A 21,407-nucleotide genomic window follows, 5' to 3' on the forward strand; every position below is an offset into this window, starting at 1 on the left:
ACCATCGGACTCCTCACCAACAAAATTTTCGGTGTCGCGGGTCGGCATTCGTTTCTTCCAACGTTGTTCTCCTGAGATTACGGATTAATCGGTTTGCAGCTGGCTACATGAGGGCAAACACAAAGCCTCGAGGTTTATTCCAAAGCCTTTCGAAATTTATGGACCGCAGCGCGGTTCCCTGAGCAGCAAATCTTGAGGGGCGAACGAATTATCGGCAAGGAGCACCGACCCAATGCTGACCAGCGCATTACAAGCTTGTCATCTTCGAACGTCCCCGGCGCCACTGGTCGCTGCCGTTTGCCGTGTACTTCTGCGATCGGAAACACCCCTTGCAACGCGGCTCGAATGAAAACACCAACGGCCCTGTTGAGACACTCAGTCTAAGATCGCTTCTGAACGTCGGACCGATCTGGCCCATGTTGAGATTGGTCGAGCTGCCTTGGTACTGACCTGTCGATGGGGTTCCGGCGTTCCCCCAGCGTTGCCGGGCTCACCGCCTGTGACCTGATAGGAGCTATGTACTGCACCATGAGTGTCCTGTCCTGCGAGCGGGGTTGGCGATGCGCCCACTACAATGGATAACGCATGGAACAAAACGAAGTGATTCTGGGTGTCGACACGCACCTGGATGCGCATGTCGGGGCTGTGATCAGCGACACAGGCAGGCTTCTCGGAATGCTATCGGTATCGACCGACACGACAGGATATCTCGACCTGCTGACATGGGCGCATTCGTTCGGCCAGCTACGCCGCCCCCGGGTTGAAGGGACCGGCACCTACGGAGCAGATCGGCCCGCGTGTTGCGCGACCATGAAATCGAGGTGCTTGAAGTCAATCGTCCCGATCGCGCAATGCGCCGATCCAAAGGGAAGTAAGATCCCACGGATGCCGAAAACGCCGCGCGTGCGGTCCTCTCCGGAAAGGCTACTGCTATTCCAAGGGCACAGTCCGGCGCCGCCGAAGCGATGCGCGCCGTCTCCGTTGCCAGACGCAGTGCAGTCAAGGCCAGGACGAAGGCTATCAATCAGTTACATTGCTACCAGAGCCGCATTGAGTGGGGACGGACCGCCACTCAACGGTCTGTTTCCGGCACGGAGGCTAGTATGCAAGACGATAGCACGTTGTACGTAGGGCTCGACGTTCACAAGGATTCGATCATGGTTGCCTATGCGGTCGGTATGAGTGACGTGGAGCTGCTCGGCAAGATCGGCACGACACAGATCGAAGTTGATCGCCTATGCAAGCGACTGCAGTCCAAAGCTCGACACATCTACGTGGTGTACGAAGCAGGTCCCTGCGGTTACGGCCTGTACAGACGGCTGATCGACAGGGCTTCGACTGTATGGTGTGCGCGCCATCCCTCATCCTACGCAAGCCCGGCGAGCGGGTTAAGACAGACCTGCGCGACGCCATCAAGCTGGTCCGCTCGCTGCAGCCGGTGATCTGTCCGCCGTGCACGTCCCCACGGTGGAAGATGAAGCATTTCGCGATCTGGCCCGTGCCTGGTCATCCGCGAGAGAAGACCTCAAGCAGGCGCGATGCCGGCTGAAATCGTTTCTGCTCCAGCATGGTGTGAATCACCTTGGCCGCGCGGACTGGGGACCAACCCATCGACGCTGGTTGAGCACATTCGCCTTCGACAGCGGCTGGCAACAACTGGCATTCAACGAACACCGCCGTACGATCGAGGATCGCCTGGCGCCATGCGAACGACTGGAAACCGCGCTGCGTGAAGCGGTTGCAGGCTGGCGTTTTTATCCTGCCGTACTCGCTCTGCAAGCAATGCGGGGCATGAACTTCACGTCGGCTGTGGGCCTCGTGTCTGAGCTGGGCGATCTGTTGCGCTTCGAACACCCGCGGCAATCGATGGCGTGGCTTGGTGTAACGCCGTCAGAACATTCGTCAGGAGGCAAACGGCGACAAGGAAGCATCACAAAGACAGGAAACAGTGACGCGAGAAAGCTGCTGGTCGAGTCCGCGTGGAGCTACCGGCATCCGGCGCGTGCGAGCATCGATATTCAACGCCGGCATGAAGGTATTCCAAAAGCGATCATCGATCGGGCGTGGGACGCGCGATTGCGCCTGTGCCGGCGATACCGGCAGCTGCCAGGCTAGGGGAAGGATTGCCCACGTTGCCATCGTTGCTGTCGCACGGGAACTGGCCGCTTTTATCTGGGACATTGGGCGGCTGGGCATGGCCTTGGCAATACCTCACTATGGTCAGCTAGCCTAACTTTCTGCGAAGCATGTACCCGGTTCAACGAAAGGAGAGTTTCCTGAGGGCGGCGCAGCCCGGTATTCGAGCAACCCGCGTCCTCTTTTAGCAACGGCATCAGGTCGATTTGCGAGGCAAGTCAGCGGCAGGCTCATGAGACGGACCACAGTGATGCGGTATCCAACCCGCGAATATCAGCGTGATCCACCGTCGAGAGTTACTGCTGCGCCGCCCTCAGGAAATTCGGAAACGAACGTGAACACCAAGTTCAAAACCAATCCCGATTGACACCGAGAGCCATATCAGAGAGGCGACCGATACCTGCGTACCCTCATGATTCATGGTGCGCGCTCCGTCATGAAGCATGCAAAAGACCCGGGGTCGTGGGCTATGCAGTTAAGCATGCGGCGTCCGCTCAATGTCGTATTCGTCGCTATGGCGAACAAGATAGCCCGAACCATATGGGCTCTACTGGCTCATGGCCGTGCTTACAGCGCAAGCTACCCGCCGCAGGCCGAGGCGGCCTAACTAGCACCCTGGCTCGTGAGGTCATGATTTTCAACTCAATAGTTCAAGGTTGCGCAAGGTAACGTTGCAATGGCAAACAGGTAAGACCGGGACTCATCAAACCTGCATCGTCTTCCGGACGTCATGGTCCGTGGCAAAAATGAGGATTGAGTCGGCGGATCCCATTGCGGCCAGCGGGTTTCGACCTGCATGGGCCGGATATAGTGGAATGGCCTCGTCCCACCTTCGGGACAGTAATGCAAATGATCGTCGCGGGGAGACATGACAGTATGGGCAATCCCTGGTCCACGACTGATCGGAGGTCGTCATGAAAGTCGCGTTGCTGAGCATTGATCTTGCCAAGAATATCTTCCAACTGAACGGCGTAGACGAACGCGGTCACCCGGTGTTGAGCCGGCGAGTCAGCCGCAACAAGCTCCTGGAATCCGTGGTTAGTCTGCCCTGTTGCCGTATCGTCATGAGGCGTGCGGTGGAGCGCATTACTGGGCGCGGCGGTTCTCTGCGATGGGGCACCACGTGCAGATAATTGCTCCCCGGTTCGTCAAACCGTTCGTCAAATCCCAGAAGAACGATCACAACGATGCAAAAGCAATCGTTGAAGCTGCATCCCGCCCGACCATGCGCTACGTTGCGGTCAATCGCGTTCAGCAGCAGGACATCCAGTCCATGCACCGAATCCGCAGCCTGCTCATGCGTGACCGTATCGCGCAAATCAACCAGATACGTGGTCTGCTGGCCGAATACGGTGTGGTCATTGCACAAACAGCGTTGAAGGTTCGGCAGCAGCTTCCAGCAATTATTCACGACGAACGCAACGAGCTGACAGTGTTGAGTCGGTCAATGATGCGTAATATGTACGAGCGACTCGTACTGCTGGACAAGCAGATCTCGCGGTACGATGAGTTGATCCATCAAGTACACAAGACATCCCCCGCAAGTCAGCGACTGGAGAAAATTCGCGGCGTCGGACCGCTGATCGCAACCGCTGTCATCGCCGCGGCGGGAAGTGCCACAGAATTCTCTAATGGCAGACAGTTTGCGGCGTGGCTGGGTTTGACGCCACGCCAACATTCCTTAGGCGGCAAGGATCGCCTGTTTGGTATCGCGAAGCGCGGTAACGGTTATCTGAGAATGCTTCTGGTGCACGGCGCGAGATCTGTCGTCCAGCAAGCCATAAAACACACGGATACGCTATCACGGTGGATACTTGATGTTCAGGCGAGACGCGGAACAAACATCGCCGTGGTGGCCCTTGCCAACAAGACTGCCAAGACGATCTGGGCATTGCTCGCACGCAATCTGGCGTACGCCCCACCGGTATGAACAGAGCATCGATCGGATAACGCAGTAGATTCATCTTCATCGGTTGCACAAGTGATCTGATTCAATGGCAAACAGGTCGGACCGTCGGTGACAAAACCTGCGCAGTCTTAGGGCTCGCGAAGCCGTGGATATATGTAGGAGTCGCCGGGCGAAATCCATTGGGGCCACGCACAACCGTGCCATCAGTAGGCCGAATGTATATATGCAATCCTTTACCTGCTTGCTGTAGAACAACAGATTGTTTGGCAAACGGGACGAGGCCATGTACGAAACCGCAGCCCATATCTGTTCAACAACGCAACACATCCATGGCAAGCCGGAAGCGTCCATATAGAAGACGACGGAGGTCGAAATCCTGAAGGAAGCCGTGGAATGGGGCCGCTCAAGAAAACCTGCTTGCGCGCTCGCCCTTGTTGCCGGGGGAAGACCATTGAAAACGGTCTGTGAAGTCTTCGGCGTGGCGCGTTCTGGTGTAGCAGCAAAATGGGCTCGCTCGTCGGCTTGGCAATATCGTCGTAGCGCCAGACCGACCGACGACGCGGAACTGGTCGAGGAAATCCAGGCCCACGTCGCGCACCTACCGACCTACGGCTACCGACGCATCTGGGCACTGCTGCGCCGTAGTCGAGGACAGACCAGCGCGCCGTGCATCAACCCCACGCGGGTGCATCGGGTTATGCGTGGAGCACCAGTTGTTGCTGCGTCGTCCCGGCGTGCGGCGAGACACGCGGCGGCATGACGGTCGAGTTGCCGTGGACCGCAGCGATACACGCTGGTGCCCCGATGGTTTTGAGTTCCGGTGCGACGATGGCACGCCGCGGCGCGTAACGTTCGCGCTGGACTGCTGCGACCGGGAGGCGATTAGCCGGGCTGCGACAACGGGAGGCCATAGCGGCGACGTGGTGCGCGACGTGATGCTGGCTGCCGTCGAACAGCGCTTCGGCACTACGCAGGCCGCGCAGACCATCGAATGGCTGACGGACAACGGCTCGGCCTACATCGACCATCACACGCGCGGCTTTGCGCGCGAACTGCGCCTGCAGCCGTTGACCTCGCCCGTGCGCTCGCCGCAGAGCAACGGGATGGCCGAGTCGTTCGTGAAGACCATGAAGCAAAATTACGTAGACTATATGGATAAGCCTGACGCGCCAACAGCCCTCTCACGTCTGGCCGTTATTTTTAAACATTACAATGAGCGCCTCCCGCACAAAGCACTGAAATATCGCTTGCCTCGCGGGTTCAGGCGTGCAGCGCAGTCATCAATCTAACGGTGTCCGCGTGTCCTCACGAGCAGGGGAAACTCCAGGCTGTTCCACTTCATTTTCCCCTGTTTCGCACATATCGGGTGAATGGAACACGAGTGAGTCCACTCGTCGGTGCCAGAGCCATTCGAGGCTCTCAGGTGTCTTTCACCTTCCGCAGGCAGTTATCAGATCAACTGGACCGGATCATTCACTCGCACCGTTCCGATCTGTACCGGTTCCGCGTAAACGCCGATGTTGCCACCGTTATTTTGGTAAATTGCCTTGAGGACAGCCATGTCCTTTGGCAAATCTCCTTGGGCCAAAGTGGTCATCACACATCGTTGAGTCGGCTGCTTGATCTTTAGCATGACCTCCCCTATGCGCAGGGAGCGCCCCACCCATCCGTTTTCGACAAAGCCTTCCTCGCCATCGGTTCGGATAACAAGATTAGGCCGAAAGCGGCGGCTTTCGATGCGACTGGCAGGCACCGTTTTCCGAAGCGCGTCGATGGTCGACGTCGTCAGGATATGGATCAAACCGATGTCGAAAAACGTTCCCGCCGGGGATATCTTGTCGAAAACGAAGTCGTGGTCGGACACGCCTTCGACCGTAGGCACTAGACCCTCGAACCCCTTGTCCGATTCATCGGGCCGCACAAGACGTACCGCCTTGCGCAACGCCGCGGATAGCGTCTGCTCAGCGTCGCCGGATGTTGAGTCAACCACGTCGCCGTTGGGCAACGTGATCTGCACCGGTGGCACGTCCTCGGGCGAAGTTAGAGGCGTGGTGTAACGGGCACGATACGCGAACATCTCCGGCCACTTTTGTGGGTGCTTCGCATTGACTAGCTTGTTAGTCTCAACATCGATCAGCGAGTAAGCGCGATCGCCCGCTAATCCGCGTCTTATAATCGCGACCGAGTTAAGTTCCTCCCCCATCATTGACTTGACAGGATATCGGCAAATTGATGCAACAACAGATTGTAAGGAGGACATCGCGCAGGCATCCTATTCTTGCGAGGCGGGGTGCCACGCTCACACGGATGGTACTAGCCCGCACCTTCGATGCGTGGAAATTCATACACCGATTTCTGCCAAGGCGGCGTTGGATCCTGCCATGTTTGGAAGGCTGGACGTTTGCCGCCGAGGAGGCCGAACAACCGACTCGTCCGTCGAGGCAAATTTCGACGGAGAAAAGATAGCGTCTGAATAGAGGTTTGGAGGAATACGAATAGTCCAACGATTTCAACAATATCTCGCTAAATCCGGCGTTTAAGCCGAAGCGCGCAGGCGAACCGAGCTCGGTGCCCGCCCGCTCCAATGTCAAGCGCCTAACAAGTCTCGACGGACGTTCGCAGCTTTCCATAACCGATGTTCATTCGCTTGGATACCAACTAACCGGGCGTTCCGCTCGCCAACGAGTTGCAATTATTATGAACGCGCATCCTGGGCTCAAAGCCAACGACCTTCGGCTCCTTTAGCAATTTCAGGAGGAAGCGCCCTAGCATCAGCAGCTTGATGAAACACATGGGCGTCGAGGCGTTGTATCGCAAGCCGAACACGAGCCGCAAGCATGATGCAGCCCACAAGATCTGGCCGTGCCTGCTGCGCAACCGGAAGATCGACCGGGCCAATCAAGTCTGGGCGCTCGATACGAGCTATATCCCGATGGCGCGTGGCTTAGAGACTGTTCCAAGTGCGACACGCGTCGCACTTGAAATGGTCTATTAGTCTATCTGACGGCCGTCGTGGACTGGGCGAGCCGACCGGTGCTGGCACATCGGGTGGCGATCACGCTGGAGAGCTACCACGCCGTCGAGGCGCTCGAGGAAGCGTTTGCGAAGTACGGTCTGCCTGAGATCGGCAACACGGATCAGGGCAGCCAGTTCACCGCAACCGAATTCACCGACGCGGTGCTCAGTCGGAACGTTCTTCTGTCCATGGATGGAAACGGCGCCAAGCGTGACAACGTGTTCTTCGAACGGGTGCGGCGCAGCGTCAAGGATGAAGAGGTCTATCTGAAAGCCTACGACTCGGTCAGCCACGCCCGCCGCTCAATCGCCAATTACCTGATCTGGTATGAACAGAACCGGCCTCATTCGAGGCTGGCCGATCAGACACCGGATGAAGCATACTTTGCCACGCTGCCAGCGCTAAAACTGGTAGTTCGATTGCTCAGCAACTCCACTTAAAAACTTGCTGATCCTGTCCGAACGAACGAGGCGACTTCTTCCGGCTTGCTTGTTGGCTTGCCTGCATGCCCCCCAGCCTTGATGAGATCCGCGCGCGCCGTCGTTGGCAGCAGTTCGGCCCTTTTTTATCGGCCGGCAGAAAGTACAGGATCTTGGGACGCTGGTCTGACCGGTTTTGTCATCACAATGGGGAGGATTCGCAAACCAGTGATGGTTATGGGTTATGACTAAGATGAGCCCTTCATAGCCTCAGTGCCTTCATGAATCGGCCAGTGCAAAAGGTTTGTATGTCGCTTCGGTGCCCAAAAGTACCTGAATGATGCGCGCGTTCTTGTCGGCGAGCGCAACGCATGCTCTGATATAAGCCTCGAAGTGCAATCGGCTCCTGCAGCCAGCGGCTTCGAGCATCGAGCTTGCCGGATACGCGGATCAGGACAAATCTCGCTCCGCGAATTAACAGCGTCCGTGGGTACTTGTCTCCTCTTTCACTGATGCCATAGAGTTGCGACCCGGCGATGGAAGAGGCGCTTGACGGAACGCCGCGGATCACGACGCTTCTCGCACTGGGCAACCTCTGGATGGCACGCAAGGCTTTACGCAATGCCCGAAACTGGGATCCAGGCCGCGAGCCCCGGCACACGGAGGTCCTTACGCTTCAAAAGCCGGACCACTAATCTCCCAGCAGGCTCTTACGGCTAATACGATTCACTGGCAAAACAAATCCGTGATCTGAAAGCGAGTTGTGCAGACCTTCACTAGTACTGCAGCGGCCACTGGGAACTCGCGCCTCGCAGCCGCCGCATTGCAGTGTGGCTTTTGCTCGCAGTGGGCTTTGTGTTTTTCGCGCTGAGCGGCTGGCCGCGTCGCTTCTGCTCAGCAAATCGCTGAGCGAGCCTATGTCGAGTAAGTGCCCAAATAACCAAAAAACAGAGGTGATGGATCTAGTTCGCGCGTCGGTATTCAACAGCCGATTGCACAACAGTTTTTGCCAAAACACATGGAAACAATGATTTCTTTCCGGCCCTACGCAGGAAACCGGCACCGATTCCGGCTTCTGAAAAGGAGCAAGTCCGGCCAGAGCCAAGATGGGACCGTACCCGTACGCCCGTGGGTATGGGTCGGCCGTCATTGTGAAGCTTGGGCTTCACCGTCTTTTTAACCCAAGGTTTATTCAACGTATGGAATAAGCGCGCACCGCTGGGTATACTCCAGCGAGTGTTGTCGCCTCAAAAATTAGGAGGGCCGTTATGCGCTTCCCCATTCGTCTTTACATGCCGCTCAATTTGAGTGCCGCAATCGTATTCGCGATGTCGGGCTCCAGTTTGTTGCCAGCGTTTGCAGCTTCACAGCAGAACGCGGGCACTGACGAGGCACCCTTTCTGCAGGAGAACGACGCCGCAATGTCGAAGATGATAGACAACATGTCCGTCAAGCCGAGCGGCGATGTTGATCGCGACTTCGTCGCGATGATGGAACCTCACCACCAAGGCGCGATCGACATGGCGCAGGCCGAGTTGCGGTACGGGCGCAACGAGCAACTGCGCCGCTTAGCGCAGGAGATAGTGGTCGAACAGCAGCAGGAGATCGCCGCCATGCGCTTGGCGCTCGGTCAGACCTTGCCGCCGTCAGCACCGGCGCCCGACCAGCCAATACCCACCTCCGCGCCCACAACCAAGGCATACCCCATGTTCCACCAAAGCATGCGGTCAAGCATGCCGGTCCATACGCCGCTGGAGCCATGATGAAACGCACGTCTGTACTTTCTACCGCGCTGACAACAGCCGCCCTGATCTGTGCGCAACCCGGATGGGCCGGGCAAGCTCCGGGCTCGGTGTCCGATCCGGATATTCCTGTGAGCCATCACGACCGCGTCTATGCGGCAGAGCAATTCTCGAACACCGTCTCCGTGATCGATCCGGCCGACAACAAGCTAGTTGGCCTGATTCGCCTTGGCGACACATCACCGGCGAATTTTAGCCCCCTGTACAAAGGTCAGCTGCTCGTGCACGGCATGGGCTTTTCGCCGGACCATCGCACGATCGCCGTTGTGTCGATCGGCTCTAATTCGGTCTCCTTTATCGATACGCAGACGAATGCCCTCAACCATGTAACGTATGTCGGTCGCTCGCCTCACGAGGCGTTTTTTACCCCCGACGGCAAAGAAGTTTGGGTAACGGTGCGTGGGGAAAACTACGTCGCAGTGCTCGACGGCGTAACGTATGACGAGAAAACGCGCATAACCGTCCCCGCTGGCCCCGGCATGACGATCTTCTCGCCGGACGGCAAGTACGGCTACGTATGCTCGTCGTTCAACCCTGAGACCGAGGTGATATCGGTGGCCGATCACAAGATCGTTGGCACGGTCCCGCAGGCGAGCCCGTTCTGCCCCGACCTTGCCGCCACGCCGGACGGCAAGCAGGTCTGGTTCACGCTGAAGGACGTGGGGAAGACGCAAGTGTTTAACGCATACCCGCCTTTTGCACTGCTCAAGACACTCGATACCGGCCCGATCACGAACCACGTGAACATCGTGAAGAACGCCAAGGGCATGTTTGCCTACGTGACGGTCGGCGGCCTAAACCAGGTCAAAGTGTTTCGCACTGACGACTTCTCGCAGGTCGCCACCATTCCTGTCGGCAATCTGCCACACGGAATCTGGCCTTCGGGTGACGGCAGCCGAATCTACGTGGGCCTTGAGAACGCTGACGCGATGGCTGCGATCGATACGCTAGCCAACAAGGTGATTGCGACCGTGCCGATTGGCCAAGCCCCTCAGGCCGTCACATATGTGCCTAATGCAGTGCCGGAAGCTGATGGCATTCAAAATACGCAGCCGCTCGGGCTGGCAGGCCAGAGCGTTCACCTGACACTGGTGCCCGTGGGACCGGGCAAGCCCGTCGGCGCCGCAAATGCGCCCACCACAGTGACATTGTTCGACCAAGGGCTCGTGCAGGTCCTCCAAGCCGCCGTCACCGGCCTGCAACCGAATCAGGCTTATTCGTTGGCCTTCGCCGACCATCCCGATGGCAGCGGCAATTTGGAGGCGCTCGCGAACTTCATGACCAACCCAGTCGGCGCCGCAATCGTGAACGCGCTCGGCCAGATTCGTCAACTCGTCACACCCGGCACAAACACGGCCGCCGACAAGCGCCGTTATCTCGTGATTGCACCGCAAGTATCTGGTAAGGCGGGGACGCCGGTGCAAGTGCAATCGCTTTAGACAAAACGGCCGCCGCCGAGGCGTTTCGCTGTCGGTCGACCGTTGCTTTTAGCGTCTTTGCGCTCAATTTCCGCGGCGCTGTGACAAGTGCTTGCGAATCGCTCTGAAGCTCGACCCTTTGTATTAAGCATTTCATATTTGGTCTGGAGCGTCTGTCCCGCAGAGCGTGGTGATCCGATAACGGGGACGCACAATCGATGGCGAAGGTCAAGCAACGCCGCCTGTGCCGTTCGCTGAATGCGTCGATCCAATCGGGAGTCTGGAAGGAAGTCGAATCGATCGACTGGCGTCGGGCGATCCCGAACTTTTTGCCAAAGTGGCTGCCCGGTCAAACATTTAGCCTTTCGCCCGGTCCCGCACGATCAGCTGTCTTGATACCGCAACCAGAGGCGCCCCGTGCATCGATTGACGAGGCACGTTTCCATGTTTCATCAGTTGAAGAACTCCGCTAATACTTTGCACTCTGCGGTCACGGTAGTCTGAACAGGCGAAAACTGTTTGATTTTAGTCTTCCGGGTTTCGAGGGCAGTCATTTCACAGGATTTGCTCGGATGGGGCACCGGCGGCAGCAAAGAACGCCGTGGATGACCGTACCACTGTCTTAGCTAGACTCCGCAAGACTTCCGCCGTGGCAAGTCCTTCCGCCCGGTCGTTGAAGTCACGCAGCAGGGAGTTAAAGCCCAAGTCGAGTGTTAGGGTTTGAATATGAACGTGGTTGACCTGACGCCCGATGTGGCGGATGCCCGGTAACTGATTGCGGGTTTTCAGAAGGGGGCGAATTTGTCTGCGAGCCTCATCGGGACTGGCTTTCGGGTTGGCGCGAACGGAGCAGTTAAAGTCAAGGCTTTGCGGATGCGAGAATGGCTGCAAATCATGGCCGGCAGGATCTTGCCGCATCTGGGCCGGGGCCGGCGCGGGCCGCCGCCGACGTTGCCGTTACAGAAGATGTTCAATTACGTCCTGAAGGCGCTGTACATGGGCTGCCGATGGAAGATGCTGCCGCTCGAAACGGATGCGCAGGGCCTGCCAAAGATCTACCACACCCTTTTCTACCGGATCATATGGCGCTGGCAGGCCGATGGCAGCATCGAGCGGGTCTTCGCGGGCTCGGTCGATCAGCTGCATCAGGACCAGCGCCTCGACCTCTCGACCATCCACGGTGACGGCACGACAATGGCGACCAAGAAATGAGGCGACAACCTGGGTTACAGCGGGCACAAGCAACTGAAGGGCGACAAGGTGGTGACCTTCTGCGATCGCAACTGCAACATCATCCTCGCCTGCCCACATCAGACCCAATCACTTCGCCCGCCAGGTCACGACCTCGCAGTGCGCTTCTTGCATGTCGGGCACTTCATGAATCAACGGATCGTTGCGCAAACAACCGCTGAATCCCCTTCGAAACCCGCAACCGTGTGGAAGAGAAACCTGTCCCTCTACTGTGCCGCTGCCTCAATTATCTCGATCGGGATTGAACGTCCTGCCGGTAACGTAACGATCAATGCTCCCTGCATTGCACTTGTACGGTCATAAAATACAGATCCTCCACCAGCCCTGCGGAGATCACCCAAGCGTATTTTAACGAGCGCCATGTCGTTCGTTGCGTAGCGAAGCGCGCAGGATGCTGCCGTCTCGCCATACATGACATTCAGCGAGGGATGAGGAAGCTCATCGGCGTCCATTGTTGCGATAGTGTGGCGCGGCATCCGGTCTAGCTGTTTACGAAGGCCTTCACGGTCTTCCTCCCCTAAGTCAGGCGATTCAAGCCATTTTTCGAACTGAGCACGTTGCGGATTATCTTGGAGCGCCAGATGATTGGAAATCCGGGCTATTGATTCAGGATTTCCCGAGATCCTCCAATTCGCGACCCACTTTCTCTCCGTGACTCGGTAAAACACCGACTCATCCGTCAACCCGAGCTTCTGCACTGGGTCGTTGTTTTTCAAAAGATTGCTTCGTCGTGACTCTGGCAATGAATCGATTGAAAGAAGACGCTTACCGGAGCGGGTCACGTACGTCGCTTCGGTGCTGTTTCCGGAGTTCATTGCCGCTAGACTGCTGGCGGCAAACGTGCTGCTGTCAGGTGCTGATGTCCGCAAGGACGAGCGTGGTCGCTGGGAGGGCACAGAAGAAGACGCGGCAGCAGCTGTCGGCCCGTTATTCACACGCGGAGCTAGTCCCTTGAACTGAGCGTTCGCCTGCTGCGTGACACTGAAGGACTGATTGGTCCGCGCTGAAGGCACAACTTCATTGGATGCATCTGCATCCAATGAACGCAGTGCATAACCACCGCTTTTAGAAATTTGTGTCGACTGGAAGCAGCTCATGATGTTTTATAATTTTCATTAAGAAACAACCGATTTAACACGAATGCGCCAGCGCCCCCCGCCACCTCCGATGTAACAACCCGAATTGCGAAGCGGTCTCCCCGGCAAAAAGCTTCGTGTGGGGCGCAGATGAACGGCTCGGGGCCGCCGGTGCGGCTATTCAGACAGCCCGACGCGCAGCACCGCGCAGGCGGCGGACTTCTATGCTCGCGTTCACAAAGGAGCCGCGTTGACGACGGCGGTGGCGCGCCGTACGATGAAGTGGCGCGTATCAATGGACTCTTGCACCTTGCATGCTTGGCTCACGCGAGGCGGAACTTTGTTGAGGCCGAGGCGGTGCTGCCCGAAGGCAAGCGCTACGCCACACAGCCTTCCGCGCGCTTTATCATACTGATCGGCGAGCTATTTGCCATCGAGGCGCGAGCAAAGGACATTAACGAAGTCGAACGGCACGATATGCGCCAACAGCAAAGTCAGCCAGTGATGGCGCGTATCGAGGCGTTGCTGATTGAGAATCTGCACGCGGTGCTGCCGCAGTCTCGCCCAAGAGCTTTCATTTGCGACTGTGCCAAACGCTATTATCTGCGTCGATGACGTGGAGTGCGCCCGTGCTACCTTGCGCTTAGCTGACGTGTTTGGACTTGCCGCGTTCCTCAACGAGGAAAGGCATTGCCGCGTTCTCCTAATCTCCAACCAAAAAAGTTAGGCGACGACGCTAAGGACGAGTTTTCCACGTGACTTGAGAAGGTCGTTGAAGAGAGGGTAGATTTCGCACCGACTCCCGAGGAGGCGTGTGTCGTTGCGCTAAAGGCGGAACCTAGTCCGGCCGGCAAGATGCTGGCACAGAGGCTCATTCGTCTAGGCGTTTCGAACATTCGCGTGATCAACCGACTTGGCGCGCTTGACGACGAATTGGCGACGATCGTGAGCGAACTTCACCCCAACGTGCTTGCTGATATGGTCAACACTTTGGCGCTTTTTTTGAAGTTGCGCACTTCATTCCTCGGTAAGGCTTTCCCACGGTTGACTATCTGCTCGGATACAGCAGTGATGAGTGGGCCAAGTATTTCCACAACGAAAAAAAGACCAATTTGGAGGGCGTCAATCATTTTGGCCGGCGCATTGACTCAAGATTTTTGCTACCGAGCGGCGGCTGTTGCCTCATGTAGTTTGTTACCCGTCAGAATGCTGGCGGGGACGACTTATGACGAGGCGGCTAAGCATGACAACACGACGGGAATTGACCGAGGCAGTCGGTGAGCGGTACCGCCGTTCGGACCGGAATGAGAACCGCGAGATACTTGACGAGTTTGTTCAAGTAACCGGCTATCACCGCAAGCACGCCATCCGCGTTCTGTGCCGGCAGCCTCAACCTCCGAGGGCGAGGCCCGCCCCGCAACGGCGTTATGACGATGGGGTGCGGGATGCCCTGATCACGCTATGGGAAACCGCCGACCGAGTCTGCGGCAAGCGCCTGAAGGCGCTCATCCCTACGCTGATCGACTCGATGACCCGGCATAGTTACCTGACCCTATCGAAGCAACTGCGCCAACGCATCAACCAGATCAGCGCCGCGACCATTGACCGGCTGCTGCGTGACGTCCGCGAACAGGCATTCGCCGGTCAGCGTCGGCGCGCTGGTGGAGTCGGCAACGCAATTCGCCGCGCGGTGCTTCCCTCTAAGAGGTGTCGCGGCTGCACATCAACTTCTTCCAGCCGTCATTCAAGCTGAAATCGAAAACACCCACGGTGCACGGGTGACCAAGCGCTACGAAGCGCCTCTGACTCCCCTTGAGCGCGTCTTGCGATCGGCGTCGATACCTGAGTCAACCAGGCGCAGGTTGCGTACGCGGTTTAGGGCGCTAGATCCATTGGACTTATTGCGCCGCATGCGCGAAGCACAGCAGCACGTCGCACGATGCAACGCATCGGGTACGGCGCCGATGGAAACACAAACGGCCGATCAAATCCCCCTCGCTAACTTCCTGGTGTTGACGGCGGCGTAAATCCGCACATAAATGGCGGCGCAAGGTTGACCAGGACCGTCAACAATGAAGGGCCGTCGACGGCCTCGGTCGGGGTGGCCGGTCCCAATCAGAATGGATCGTCGATGTCGTTGAGATTAGGATCCTTGGGAGGGGAATGCTGTTCGCGCAGCAGGTCATGCAGGGCGAGGTCATAGTGCACGCAGATCCGCGCACGCAGATCCTCGATGAGTTCGACGACGGCGAGCGCCTGTTCCGGCGACCAGTCGTCCGGTATCAGGAAGTCGAGCCCACGGGTAATGCCCGAAGGCAGGTGTGCCAGGCGCTTCATGATTTCTTCTCCGCACGCGCGCTACTGCGTCTGCTGGCGCGTTGCTCGGCCCTCTCGCGCGCTTCCTTGACCCGGTAGGACTCGCCCTCGATGGCAATGACTTCGGCGCGATGGACCAGCCGGTCAACGAGCGAGACGACACAGGCGGCGTTCGGGAACACCTCGTGCCATTCGGAGAACGGTCTGTTGGTTGTGACCACGGTACTTGCCGAGCCGTACCTGCGGCTGACCAGTTCGAACAGCAGATCGGCGTGGCGGTTTGAGTACGAGAGGTAACCTACCTCATCAATCACCAGGACGTCAGGGGATGCATAGCGGCGCAGGCGTCGACGCAGCGCCGAATCGCTGTCCAGTGCGGCCAGTTCGCCGAGCATCTGACCGGCGGTAGTAAACAGCGCGGTGTGACCGTGCACGAGCGCCTGATAGGCGAGATTGAGCGCGAGGGTTGACTTGCCGACACCATTCGGGCCGATCAACACGACGTTGGCGGTATCCCTGACGAACCCGAGCGACATCAGCTCTTCAACGGCAAGCCGGTCGCAGCGCGTGGGCCAGCTCCAGTCGAAGTCGCACAGCGGCTTGAAGTTGCCCAGGCGTGCATCGCGGATACGTCGCTCCAGTGATCGGCGGGCGCGCTCATCCTCTTCCCACTGCAACAGCGGCGCGACCCACTGTTCGGCGGCCACATCGGACCAATGCGCGAGCAGTCCGTACAGACGCAGGGCGTTCGCGCGCCCCTGAAGGTTCTCAGGCGTGTTCATCGGCGCCTCCCGCAAGCTGGTCGTAGATGTCGAGCCGGTGTGGTGTCACCAGCGTGTCCTTGTTGCGCACGTGTTCGGGCAGGATGAGGGTGACTGGCGGTGAGGCCTGCCGTGCCTCGCGCCGGCGCTCAAGCGCCAGACGTACCGGATTGGGATGAGGCGCCGCGTCGCTGGCAAGGGTTTCCTCGATCGCGGCCTGCAGTTCGGCGGGGCCATAGCGGTCGAGCAGTCGCAGCAGGTGCGTGGTGATATTGCCCAGATTGCCGCCACGCTCAGCGGCGTGCAACATCAGGGTCCGGCTGGCCGGCGCAGCCCGGGCCAGATGATCAAGACCGCGATGGTGACGGGCCTCGCGCTTCCTTGCGACGAGCGCATCGATGTGTGCGGCAATCTCGTTCTGCGCGCCGCGATCGTAACTACGTTCATGGGTGGCGAGCAGATCGGCGCCGTCGAGAATGCGTACGCGCCGGGGATCAGCGCGTACCGTGAGCGCGCGTCGCACGTGGGTATACGGGATCGTATAGTCGTTCAGGTCGAAGCGCACGTAGGGCGTCTTGCCGAGCTTCACGGCGAGAAGCAGCTCACACGGGTACGGATTCTCCGGCAACGTGAGCAGGCTGGGCTGTTCGCGCCCGAAGGCCTCGCGCACGGTGATCATGGGTTCTTCGCGGCAAGGCCGCTCAGCAGCGGGTCCCGCGCACCAGATTGCCGCCTGGGCATTGAGATCGTCGAGGTCCATGAATCTGCGAGCGGCAAAGAAGCTCTCGCGTACAAAGCGGATTGCCCGTTCAACGCGCCCCTTCTCGTTGCCCGGTGCGACAGCCACCGGACGAGGCTCATAACGATGATGCGCGGCGAACGCGAGCAATGTCGGGTGGAAGCGGATCGCATCGCCCTGACGCTCAAGCACGGCGCTACGCAGGTTATCGTAAAGCAGAACCCTGGGGATCCCGGACTATGCTTCGAAGGCGCCGGCATGTCCTGCCAGGAAACTGTCCATACGTGCATCGAGGAAGAAGCGCAGATAGATCTGCCGTGACCACGACAGCACCATCACGAAGGCCATCAGCGGTCGTCGTGCCCGACCGATCTGCAGGTGACCGAAGCTGGCCCAATCGACCTGCGCCTGTTCCCCAGGCAGCGTGCGCAGGCGCAGGTAAGCCTCAGGTGTGAACTTTCGCCGTTAAGGAGCCAAACCGTTTTCGGCATAAAGGCGCCGGGGACTTTTCGGCGTTTAGGCGCCACAAGTCTTTCGGCGTATAGGCGCCAGTAGATTTTCGCCATAAAGGCGCCACTGGCGTCTGAGTCGGGCGCTCGAACTTCGCCAACCGCTACCCTCGTGGCACGCATTTGCTCCGGAGGGTGGCTTGAAGAGGAAGTTCGAGATGTACCAATATCGACAGGTTCTGGTGCGAATGCGCCAGGGTGACTCCGACCGGGATATCGACCGCTCGAAGATCATGGGCCGTAAGAAGCTGGCAGCCGTACGGGAGATCGCAACCGAGCGGGGGTGGCTTTCTCCGGACAACGCTCTGCCGGATGACGCGCAGCTTGCTTCAGCGTTCAGCCGAAGGGAGTTCCTGCCTGCGAGCTGTATCTCGTCGGCCGAGCCGTGGCGCGAGCAGATTGCGCAGTGGCACGACGCGGGCGTGCCCGGCACGACGATTCACAGCGCGCTGGTGCGCAACCACGGCTACGAGGGAAGCTACTCATCCGTCTACAGGCTACTTCAGCAATTGAAGGCGGAGCTCACGCCGGATGTACCGATGCGGCTGGAGTTCAAACCTGCAGAAGCCGCGCAGGTTGATTTCGGCGCAGGTCCGACCATCACGGACGCGCACACGGGCGAGGTCCACAAGACGTGGTTCTTCGTGATGACCTTGTGCTGGTCGCGGCATCAATACGTCGAGTTTGTCCGCGACCAGAGTGTCGACACGTGGTTACTGTGTCATCGCCATGCCTTCGAGTGGTTCAACGGCGTGGTCGCGCGCGTCATCATCGATAACCCCAAGTGTGCCATCGTCAAGGCCTGTATCTACGAACCCGAAGTCCAGCGGGCCTATGCGCAATGCGCCGAAGGGTATTCGTTCAAGATCGATCCGTGTCCGCCGAGGGACCCGGCTAAAAAAGGAATCGTCGAATCGGGCGTCAAATACGTGAAGTCGAGCTTCCTTCCTCTTCGCGAATTTCGTGATCTTGACGACGCCAACCGGCAAGCGCAAGCCTGGGTGATGCAAGAGGCCAGCACCCGGACGCATGGCACGACGCGCGAGGTGCCGCTCAAGCGTTTCGAAGACGTTGAACAGGCGCTGTTGCAGCCGCTTCCCGATGTGCCGCCCGAGCTGGCAACCTGGGCGCGCGTGAAGGTCCATCGCGACGCCCATGTGCAATTTGAGCGTGCCTACTATTCCGTGCCGTTCCGGCTTGCCGGTAAAGATTTGCGGCTCAAGGCAACCGCCAACATGGTCCAGCTCTACTACGAGCACGAACTGTCGGCATCGCATGTCCGCCAGACTGCGCCAGGAACGCGTAGCACGGTGGCCGATCACATGCCGCCAGCAGCACAGGCCTGGCAACTGCACGACACCCAATGGTGCCTGAGAGAAGCGCAGCGTATCGGGCCGTCATGCTACGCGCTTGTTCACGCGCTCTTCCGCGATGAGGTTCTCATCAAGCTGCGCGCCGTCCAGGGCGTGCTGCGCTTCGCCCAGCAGTTCGGCGCATCTCGCCTGGAGGCCGCCTGCCGTCGCGCGAATCACTTCGGCACGCCAAGCTACAAAGCCGTCAAGCTGATCCTGCAGAAAGGCCTCGACCAGACCTGGCCGTCGACCGAACCTGTTGAATCGGGCGCGACCACCTACACCCACGGCGGCCGCTTCTGCCGCGATACCCAGACTCTGCTTATCCATTGAACATGAATCCAATTCCCGAACTCACGTCTTCCCTTAAGCAATTGCGACTGTCCGGCATCCTCGACACGCTCGAAGCGCGCAACCGTGAAGCCATCGACCGTAAGCTCGCCTATACCGATTTCCTGACGTTGCTCATCCAGGACGAGATCGCACGGCGCGATCATCGAAAGCTCGACGCCCGCATGCGCCGCGCGAACTTCCGCGGCCAGAAGACACTGGAAGGTTTCGACTTCGACCGGCTGCCCAACCTTAATCGCGCCGTCGTCCATGATCTGGCGACCTGCCGCTTCATCGATGAGAAGGTCAGCGTGCTGATCGCCGGTCCGTGTGGAACGGGCAAAAGCCATCTGGCGCAGGCACTGGGCCACTCCGCCGCCCGGCAAGGTCACGATGTCCTGTTCATGACCCAGACCCGGCTTCTCGGCGCGCTACGCAACGCGCAAGCCGTCGGCTCCTACGAACGGCGCTTCCAGGCGCTTGCCAAGGTGCCGCTGCTCATCATTGACGACTTTGGACTGAAGCCCATGCGCACGCCCGAAGACGAAGACTTCCACGATCTGATCGCCGAACGGTACGAACGTACATCGACCGTCCTGACCAGCAATCTTGATTTTACGGAATGGGGCGACGCGTTCGCGACCAACAAAATGCTCGGCGCCGCAACGCTTGATCGCCTGCGACATGCGGCATACCGCGTCGTGCTCGACGGTGAAAGCTATCGCGTCCCTCGTCCGATGCCCGAGAGCAACAAATCAGCACTTGCGAAAGGAGGTAAAAACAAGGATTCTTGATCCCCGTTCGAGCCCCGAATCAGGCGCCTTTCTCTGGCGCCATTACGCCGAAAACACCCGGCTCCTTTACGGCGAAAGGCAACAGCAGGTACCGGGCGTGGCCGGTGCAGCGAGATCAGGTGCCGGAAGTGGTGGTGACTGCCCCTGTAGCCGCGCTCATACACCATCGCATACCGGCGACGGGCCGTGAGCGAGGGAAACTTCTTTAGCGTCTCGTGGATGAACGGCAGGTAAGCATCGATCTGTGAGGCTCGCTGCACGGCGCCAATCCTGGGCAGGCCGGCCTGGGCCAGCACGCGCTGGACGGTGCCGCGGTGCACGCGCAACTGGCGCGCGATGGTGCCGCAACGCCACTTCTCCACGTGGTAATAGCGCAGGATCTGCGCCTTGAGTTCAGCTCCAATGGTCATGGGTCGTTTCCTGTTCTGTCAGTAGTAGTACGAACATCACGGAAGACCCGACGGCGCAGTGGCCCGATGCGTAAAAGGCCGGGCGCGGCGACAGTGGATGTCGATGCGGTGGCCGTCGTCGTCGAAGTCAGTGGCAGTAGAGCATTGACGACGGGTGTCGGGGAACGCTGATGCGTCACTTTATTGAGGCGCTGACGATAGCGGCGCATCCGTTCGGCATGTGCAAAGCGGCCACGACGACTGAGTTGATAGCGTTGGCCAGCCTCGCGCAGGCGGGCGCGGCGCGAGGCCTGTGAGCAGTCGCCACCGCAGTAGATCTGGCCGCGATCGCAACGGCGGCACACGACGACCTGCGCCCGGCAGCGGGCGCACAGAAAGAGGCGGCCAGTGGCCGGCATCGGCAGTCCCCGTCAATGCCGAAGCGGTATCGACGAGGCGGATCAGCCGTGCCATACTGGCCCGGCACCGGTACCCCGTTTTGCGCGTGTGGGGCTCGACACTGGAATGAACTTGGCGGTTAGGACCGGTGTCGGGCCTGTTTGTTCGGCGGTCAGTTGTAGCCGTTCTTCTACCGCATCCCGATTCCCGCGTCATCCCCCTGCCGAACCGCACATCCCCGGTGCGTCTGCGCTCGCCCTACGGGCGCCCTCCGACGCACCCGAATCTGAGCCTCATGAAACGTCCCAGAGTCGCCGGGCTGAACAGCAATCGCGTCGCACGGCTGTCCGACGCCGCCATCCAATGTCGGATTCCGACCGCCATTCACACCTGGCGAGTCTTGGAACAGCATGGTACGAAGGAGAGGTTCGAGCGACGCATCGCCGAAAGGCGCGCATCGCACACACCTGGCGCAGCCGTGAAGATCCGTTCGATCATACGTGGCCGACCATACAGCAATGGCTTGAGCGCGAGCCAGGGATAACAGCGAAGAAGCTGCATGAACGCCTCGTCGCGATGGCTCCGGCGATCTATTCCAGTGCCCAGCTGCGCAGCCTGCAGCGCCGTGTGAAGGCATGGCGCTGAAACCGTGCGAGAGGACTGGTCACGAGGATGCTTGGTCATGCGGATGCGGTGAAGGCTGGCTCCGCTAGGCAGCGCCAGCCTTCAGCGCGAAACAATCACGCAGCGACAATTACCCGGGAGTAACATCATTCCGTGAGGCAACACGA

At 59.0% G+C, this 21,407-nt stretch carries 17 protein-coding genes and 7 pseudogenes; 17 read left to right on the top strand and 7 right to left on the bottom strand.

Features of this window, described 5'->3' with window-relative positions; translation table 11 throughout:
• Nucleotides 1-585: 585 nt before the first annotated feature.
• The 5 pseudogenes from OH764_RS33910 to OH764_RS33930 all read left to right on the top strand — a co-directional run.
• Nucleotides 586-1,031: pseudogene (locus OH764_RS33910) on the top strand (IS110 family transposase); the annotation flags it as partial.
• 72 nt (nucleotides 1,032-1,103) lie between these two features.
• Nucleotides 1,104-2,233, top strand: a pseudogene (locus tag OH764_RS33915) (IS110 family RNA-guided transposase).
• A gap of 285 nt (nucleotides 2,234-2,518) precedes the next feature.
• Nucleotides 2,519-2,743: pseudogene (locus tag OH764_RS33920) on the top strand (IS110 family transposase); the annotation flags it as partial.
• Nucleotides 2,744-3,050: 307 nt separating this feature from the next.
• Nucleotides 3,051-4,066: pseudogene (locus OH764_RS33925) on the top strand (IS110 family RNA-guided transposase).
• A gap of 334 nt (nucleotides 4,067-4,400) precedes the next feature.
• Nucleotides 4,401-5,334: pseudogene (locus OH764_RS33930) on the top strand (IS3 family transposase); the annotation flags it as partial.
• Nucleotides 5,335-5,495: 161 nt separating this feature from the next.
• Here OH764_RS33930 and OH764_RS33935 read toward each other — a convergent pair.
• On the bottom strand, nucleotides 5,496-6,305 hold the full coding sequence (locus OH764_RS33935; RefSeq protein WP_498851360.1) for an MOSC domain-containing protein: 810 nt from the start codon (nucleotides 6,303-6,305) through the stop codon (nucleotides 5,496-5,498).
• Nucleotides 6,306-6,806: 501 nt separating this feature from the next.
• Here OH764_RS33935 and OH764_RS33940 point away from each other — a divergent pair.
• Nucleotides 6,807-7,501 (top strand): annotated as a pseudogene (locus tag OH764_RS33940) (transposase); the annotation flags it as partial.
• Between the two features lie 258 nt (nucleotides 7,502-7,759).
• Here OH764_RS33940 and OH764_RS33945 read toward each other — a convergent pair.
• Nucleotides 7,760-8,039 (bottom strand): annotated as a pseudogene (locus tag OH764_RS33945) (IS110 family transposase); the annotation flags it as partial.
• Between the two features lie 709 nt (nucleotides 8,040-8,748).
• On the opposite strand from OH764_RS33945, the gene OH764_RS33950 reads away from it, so the two are divergent.
• From OH764_RS33950 to OH764_RS33965, 4 genes are all read left to right on the top strand, one after another.
• Nucleotides 8,749-9,243 carry a DUF305 domain-containing protein gene (locus OH764_RS33950; RefSeq protein WP_498851361.1) on the top strand — a complete coding sequence of 165 codons (495 nt, stop codon included), beginning with the start codon at nucleotides 8,749-8,751 and terminating at the stop codon, nucleotides 9,241-9,243.
• Nucleotides 9,243-10,721 carry a YncE family protein gene (locus tag OH764_RS33955; protein WP_498851362.1) on the top strand — a complete coding sequence of 493 codons (1,479 nt, stop codon included), beginning with the start codon at nucleotides 9,243-9,245 and terminating at the stop codon, nucleotides 10,719-10,721. The genes OH764_RS33950 and OH764_RS33955 overlap by 1 nt, the downstream gene beginning before the upstream one ends.
• A 197-nt stretch (nucleotides 10,722-10,918) precedes the next feature.
• A complete protein-coding gene (locus OH764_RS33960; RefSeq protein ID WP_498851363.1) occupies nucleotides 10,919-11,173 on the top strand; it encodes a hypothetical protein in 255 nt (84 codons plus the stop codon).
• Nucleotides 11,174-11,573: 400 nt separating this feature from the next.
• The gene (locus OH764_RS33965; protein ID WP_498851364.1) at nucleotides 11,574-11,912 is read left to right on the top strand and encodes a hypothetical protein; all 339 of its coding nucleotides are present in this window, start codon (nucleotides 11,574-11,576) and stop codon (nucleotides 11,910-11,912) included.
• A gap of 245 nt (nucleotides 11,913-12,157) precedes the next feature.
• On the opposite strand, the gene OH764_RS33970 is transcribed toward OH764_RS33965, so the two are convergent.
• Nucleotides 12,158-13,048: an AvrPphF family type III effector gene (locus OH764_RS33970; RefSeq protein WP_498851365.1), complete on the bottom strand. Its 891-nt coding sequence runs from the start codon at nucleotides 13,046-13,048 to the stop codon at nucleotides 12,158-12,160.
• A 129-nt stretch (nucleotides 13,049-13,177) separates the two neighbouring features.
• On the opposite strand from OH764_RS33970, the gene OH764_RS33975 reads away from it, so the two are divergent.
• The 3 genes from OH764_RS33975 to OH764_RS33985 all read left to right on the top strand — a co-directional run bounded on the left by OH764_RS33975 (nucleotide 13,178) and on the right by OH764_RS33985 (nucleotide 14,780).
• The gene (locus tag OH764_RS33975; RefSeq protein WP_498851366.1) at nucleotides 13,178-13,642 is read left to right on the top strand and encodes an IS66 family transposase; all 465 of its coding nucleotides are present in this window, start codon (nucleotides 13,178-13,180) and stop codon (nucleotides 13,640-13,642) included.
• Nucleotides 13,643-13,927: 285 nt separating this feature from the next.
• Nucleotides 13,928-14,308, top strand: coding sequence for a hypothetical protein (locus OH764_RS33980; protein ID WP_498851367.1), 381 nt, complete (start codon nucleotides 13,928-13,930; stop codon nucleotides 14,306-14,308).
• Nucleotides 14,271-14,780: a hypothetical protein gene (locus OH764_RS33985; RefSeq protein ID WP_498851368.1), complete on the top strand. Its 510-nt coding sequence runs from the start codon at nucleotides 14,271-14,273 to the stop codon at nucleotides 14,778-14,780. Before OH764_RS33980 ends, OH764_RS33985 begins: the two co-directional genes overlap by 38 nt.
• A 362-nt stretch (nucleotides 14,781-15,142) precedes the next feature.
• Here OH764_RS33985 and OH764_RS33990 read toward each other — a convergent pair whose 3' ends face one another.
• From OH764_RS33990 to OH764_RS34000, 3 genes are read right to left on the bottom strand one after another with little or no spacing between them, the layout of a single operon-like run.
• Nucleotides 15,143-15,364, bottom strand: a complete 222-nt coding sequence (locus OH764_RS33990) for a hypothetical protein (protein ID WP_498851369.1) — start codon at nucleotides 15,362-15,364, stop codon at nucleotides 15,143-15,145.
• Nucleotides 15,361-16,125, bottom strand: coding sequence for an IS21-like element helper ATPase IstB (gene istB, locus OH764_RS33995; protein ID WP_128586532.1), 765 nt, complete (start codon nucleotides 16,123-16,125; stop codon nucleotides 15,361-15,363). The genes OH764_RS33990 and istB (OH764_RS33995) overlap by 4 nt, the downstream gene beginning before the upstream one ends.
• Nucleotides 16,112-17,035, bottom strand: coding sequence for a Mu transposase domain-containing protein (locus OH764_RS34000; protein WP_498851370.1), 924 nt, complete (start codon nucleotides 17,033-17,035; stop codon nucleotides 16,112-16,114). Before OH764_RS34000 ends, istB (OH764_RS33995) begins: the two co-directional genes overlap by 14 nt.
• 475 nt (nucleotides 17,036-17,510) lie before the next feature.
• Here OH764_RS34000 and istA point away from each other — a divergent pair, with 475 nt between their 5' ends.
• Nucleotides 17,511-19,037 carry an IS21 family transposase gene (gene istA / locus OH764_RS34005; protein WP_498851371.1) on the top strand — a complete coding sequence of 509 codons (1,527 nt, stop codon included), beginning with the start codon at nucleotides 17,511-17,513 and terminating at the stop codon, nucleotides 19,035-19,037.
• Between the two features lie 2 nt (nucleotides 19,038-19,039).
• Nucleotides 19,040-19,828 carry an ATP-binding protein gene (istB, locus tag OH764_RS34010; protein ID WP_498851372.1) on the top strand — a complete coding sequence of 263 codons (789 nt, stop codon included), beginning with the start codon at nucleotides 19,040-19,042 and terminating at the stop codon, nucleotides 19,826-19,828.
• On the opposite strand, the gene OH764_RS34015 is transcribed toward istB (OH764_RS34010), so the two are convergent.
• Complete coding sequence (locus OH764_RS34015; RefSeq protein ID WP_498851373.1) at nucleotides 19,753-20,238, bottom strand: transposase; 486 nt, start codon at nucleotides 20,236-20,238, stop codon at nucleotides 19,753-19,755. The genes istB (OH764_RS34010) and OH764_RS34015 overlap by 76 nt on opposite strands.
• A 170-nt stretch (nucleotides 20,239-20,408) precedes the next feature.
• Between OH764_RS34015 and OH764_RS34020 the strand changes: the two genes are divergently transcribed.
• Together OH764_RS34020 and OH764_RS34025 are read left to right on the top strand one after the other, a co-directional pair.
• Nucleotides 20,409-20,534, top strand: coding sequence for a hypothetical protein (locus OH764_RS34020; protein ID WP_350357256.1), 126 nt, complete (start codon nucleotides 20,409-20,411; stop codon nucleotides 20,532-20,534).
• Between the two features lie 445 nt (nucleotides 20,535-20,979).
• The gene (locus OH764_RS34025; RefSeq protein WP_498851374.1) at nucleotides 20,980-21,261 is read left to right on the top strand and encodes a hypothetical protein; all 282 of its coding nucleotides are present in this window, start codon (nucleotides 20,980-20,982) and stop codon (nucleotides 21,259-21,261) included.
• Nucleotides 21,262-21,407 lie beyond the last annotated feature (146 nt).

Origin of the sequence: Burkholderia sp. M6-3 (assembly GCF_050858985.1) — a bacterium.
GTDB classification, from domain to species: Bacteria; Pseudomonadota; Gammaproteobacteria; order Burkholderiales; family Burkholderiaceae; genus Paraburkholderia; species Paraburkholderia caledonica.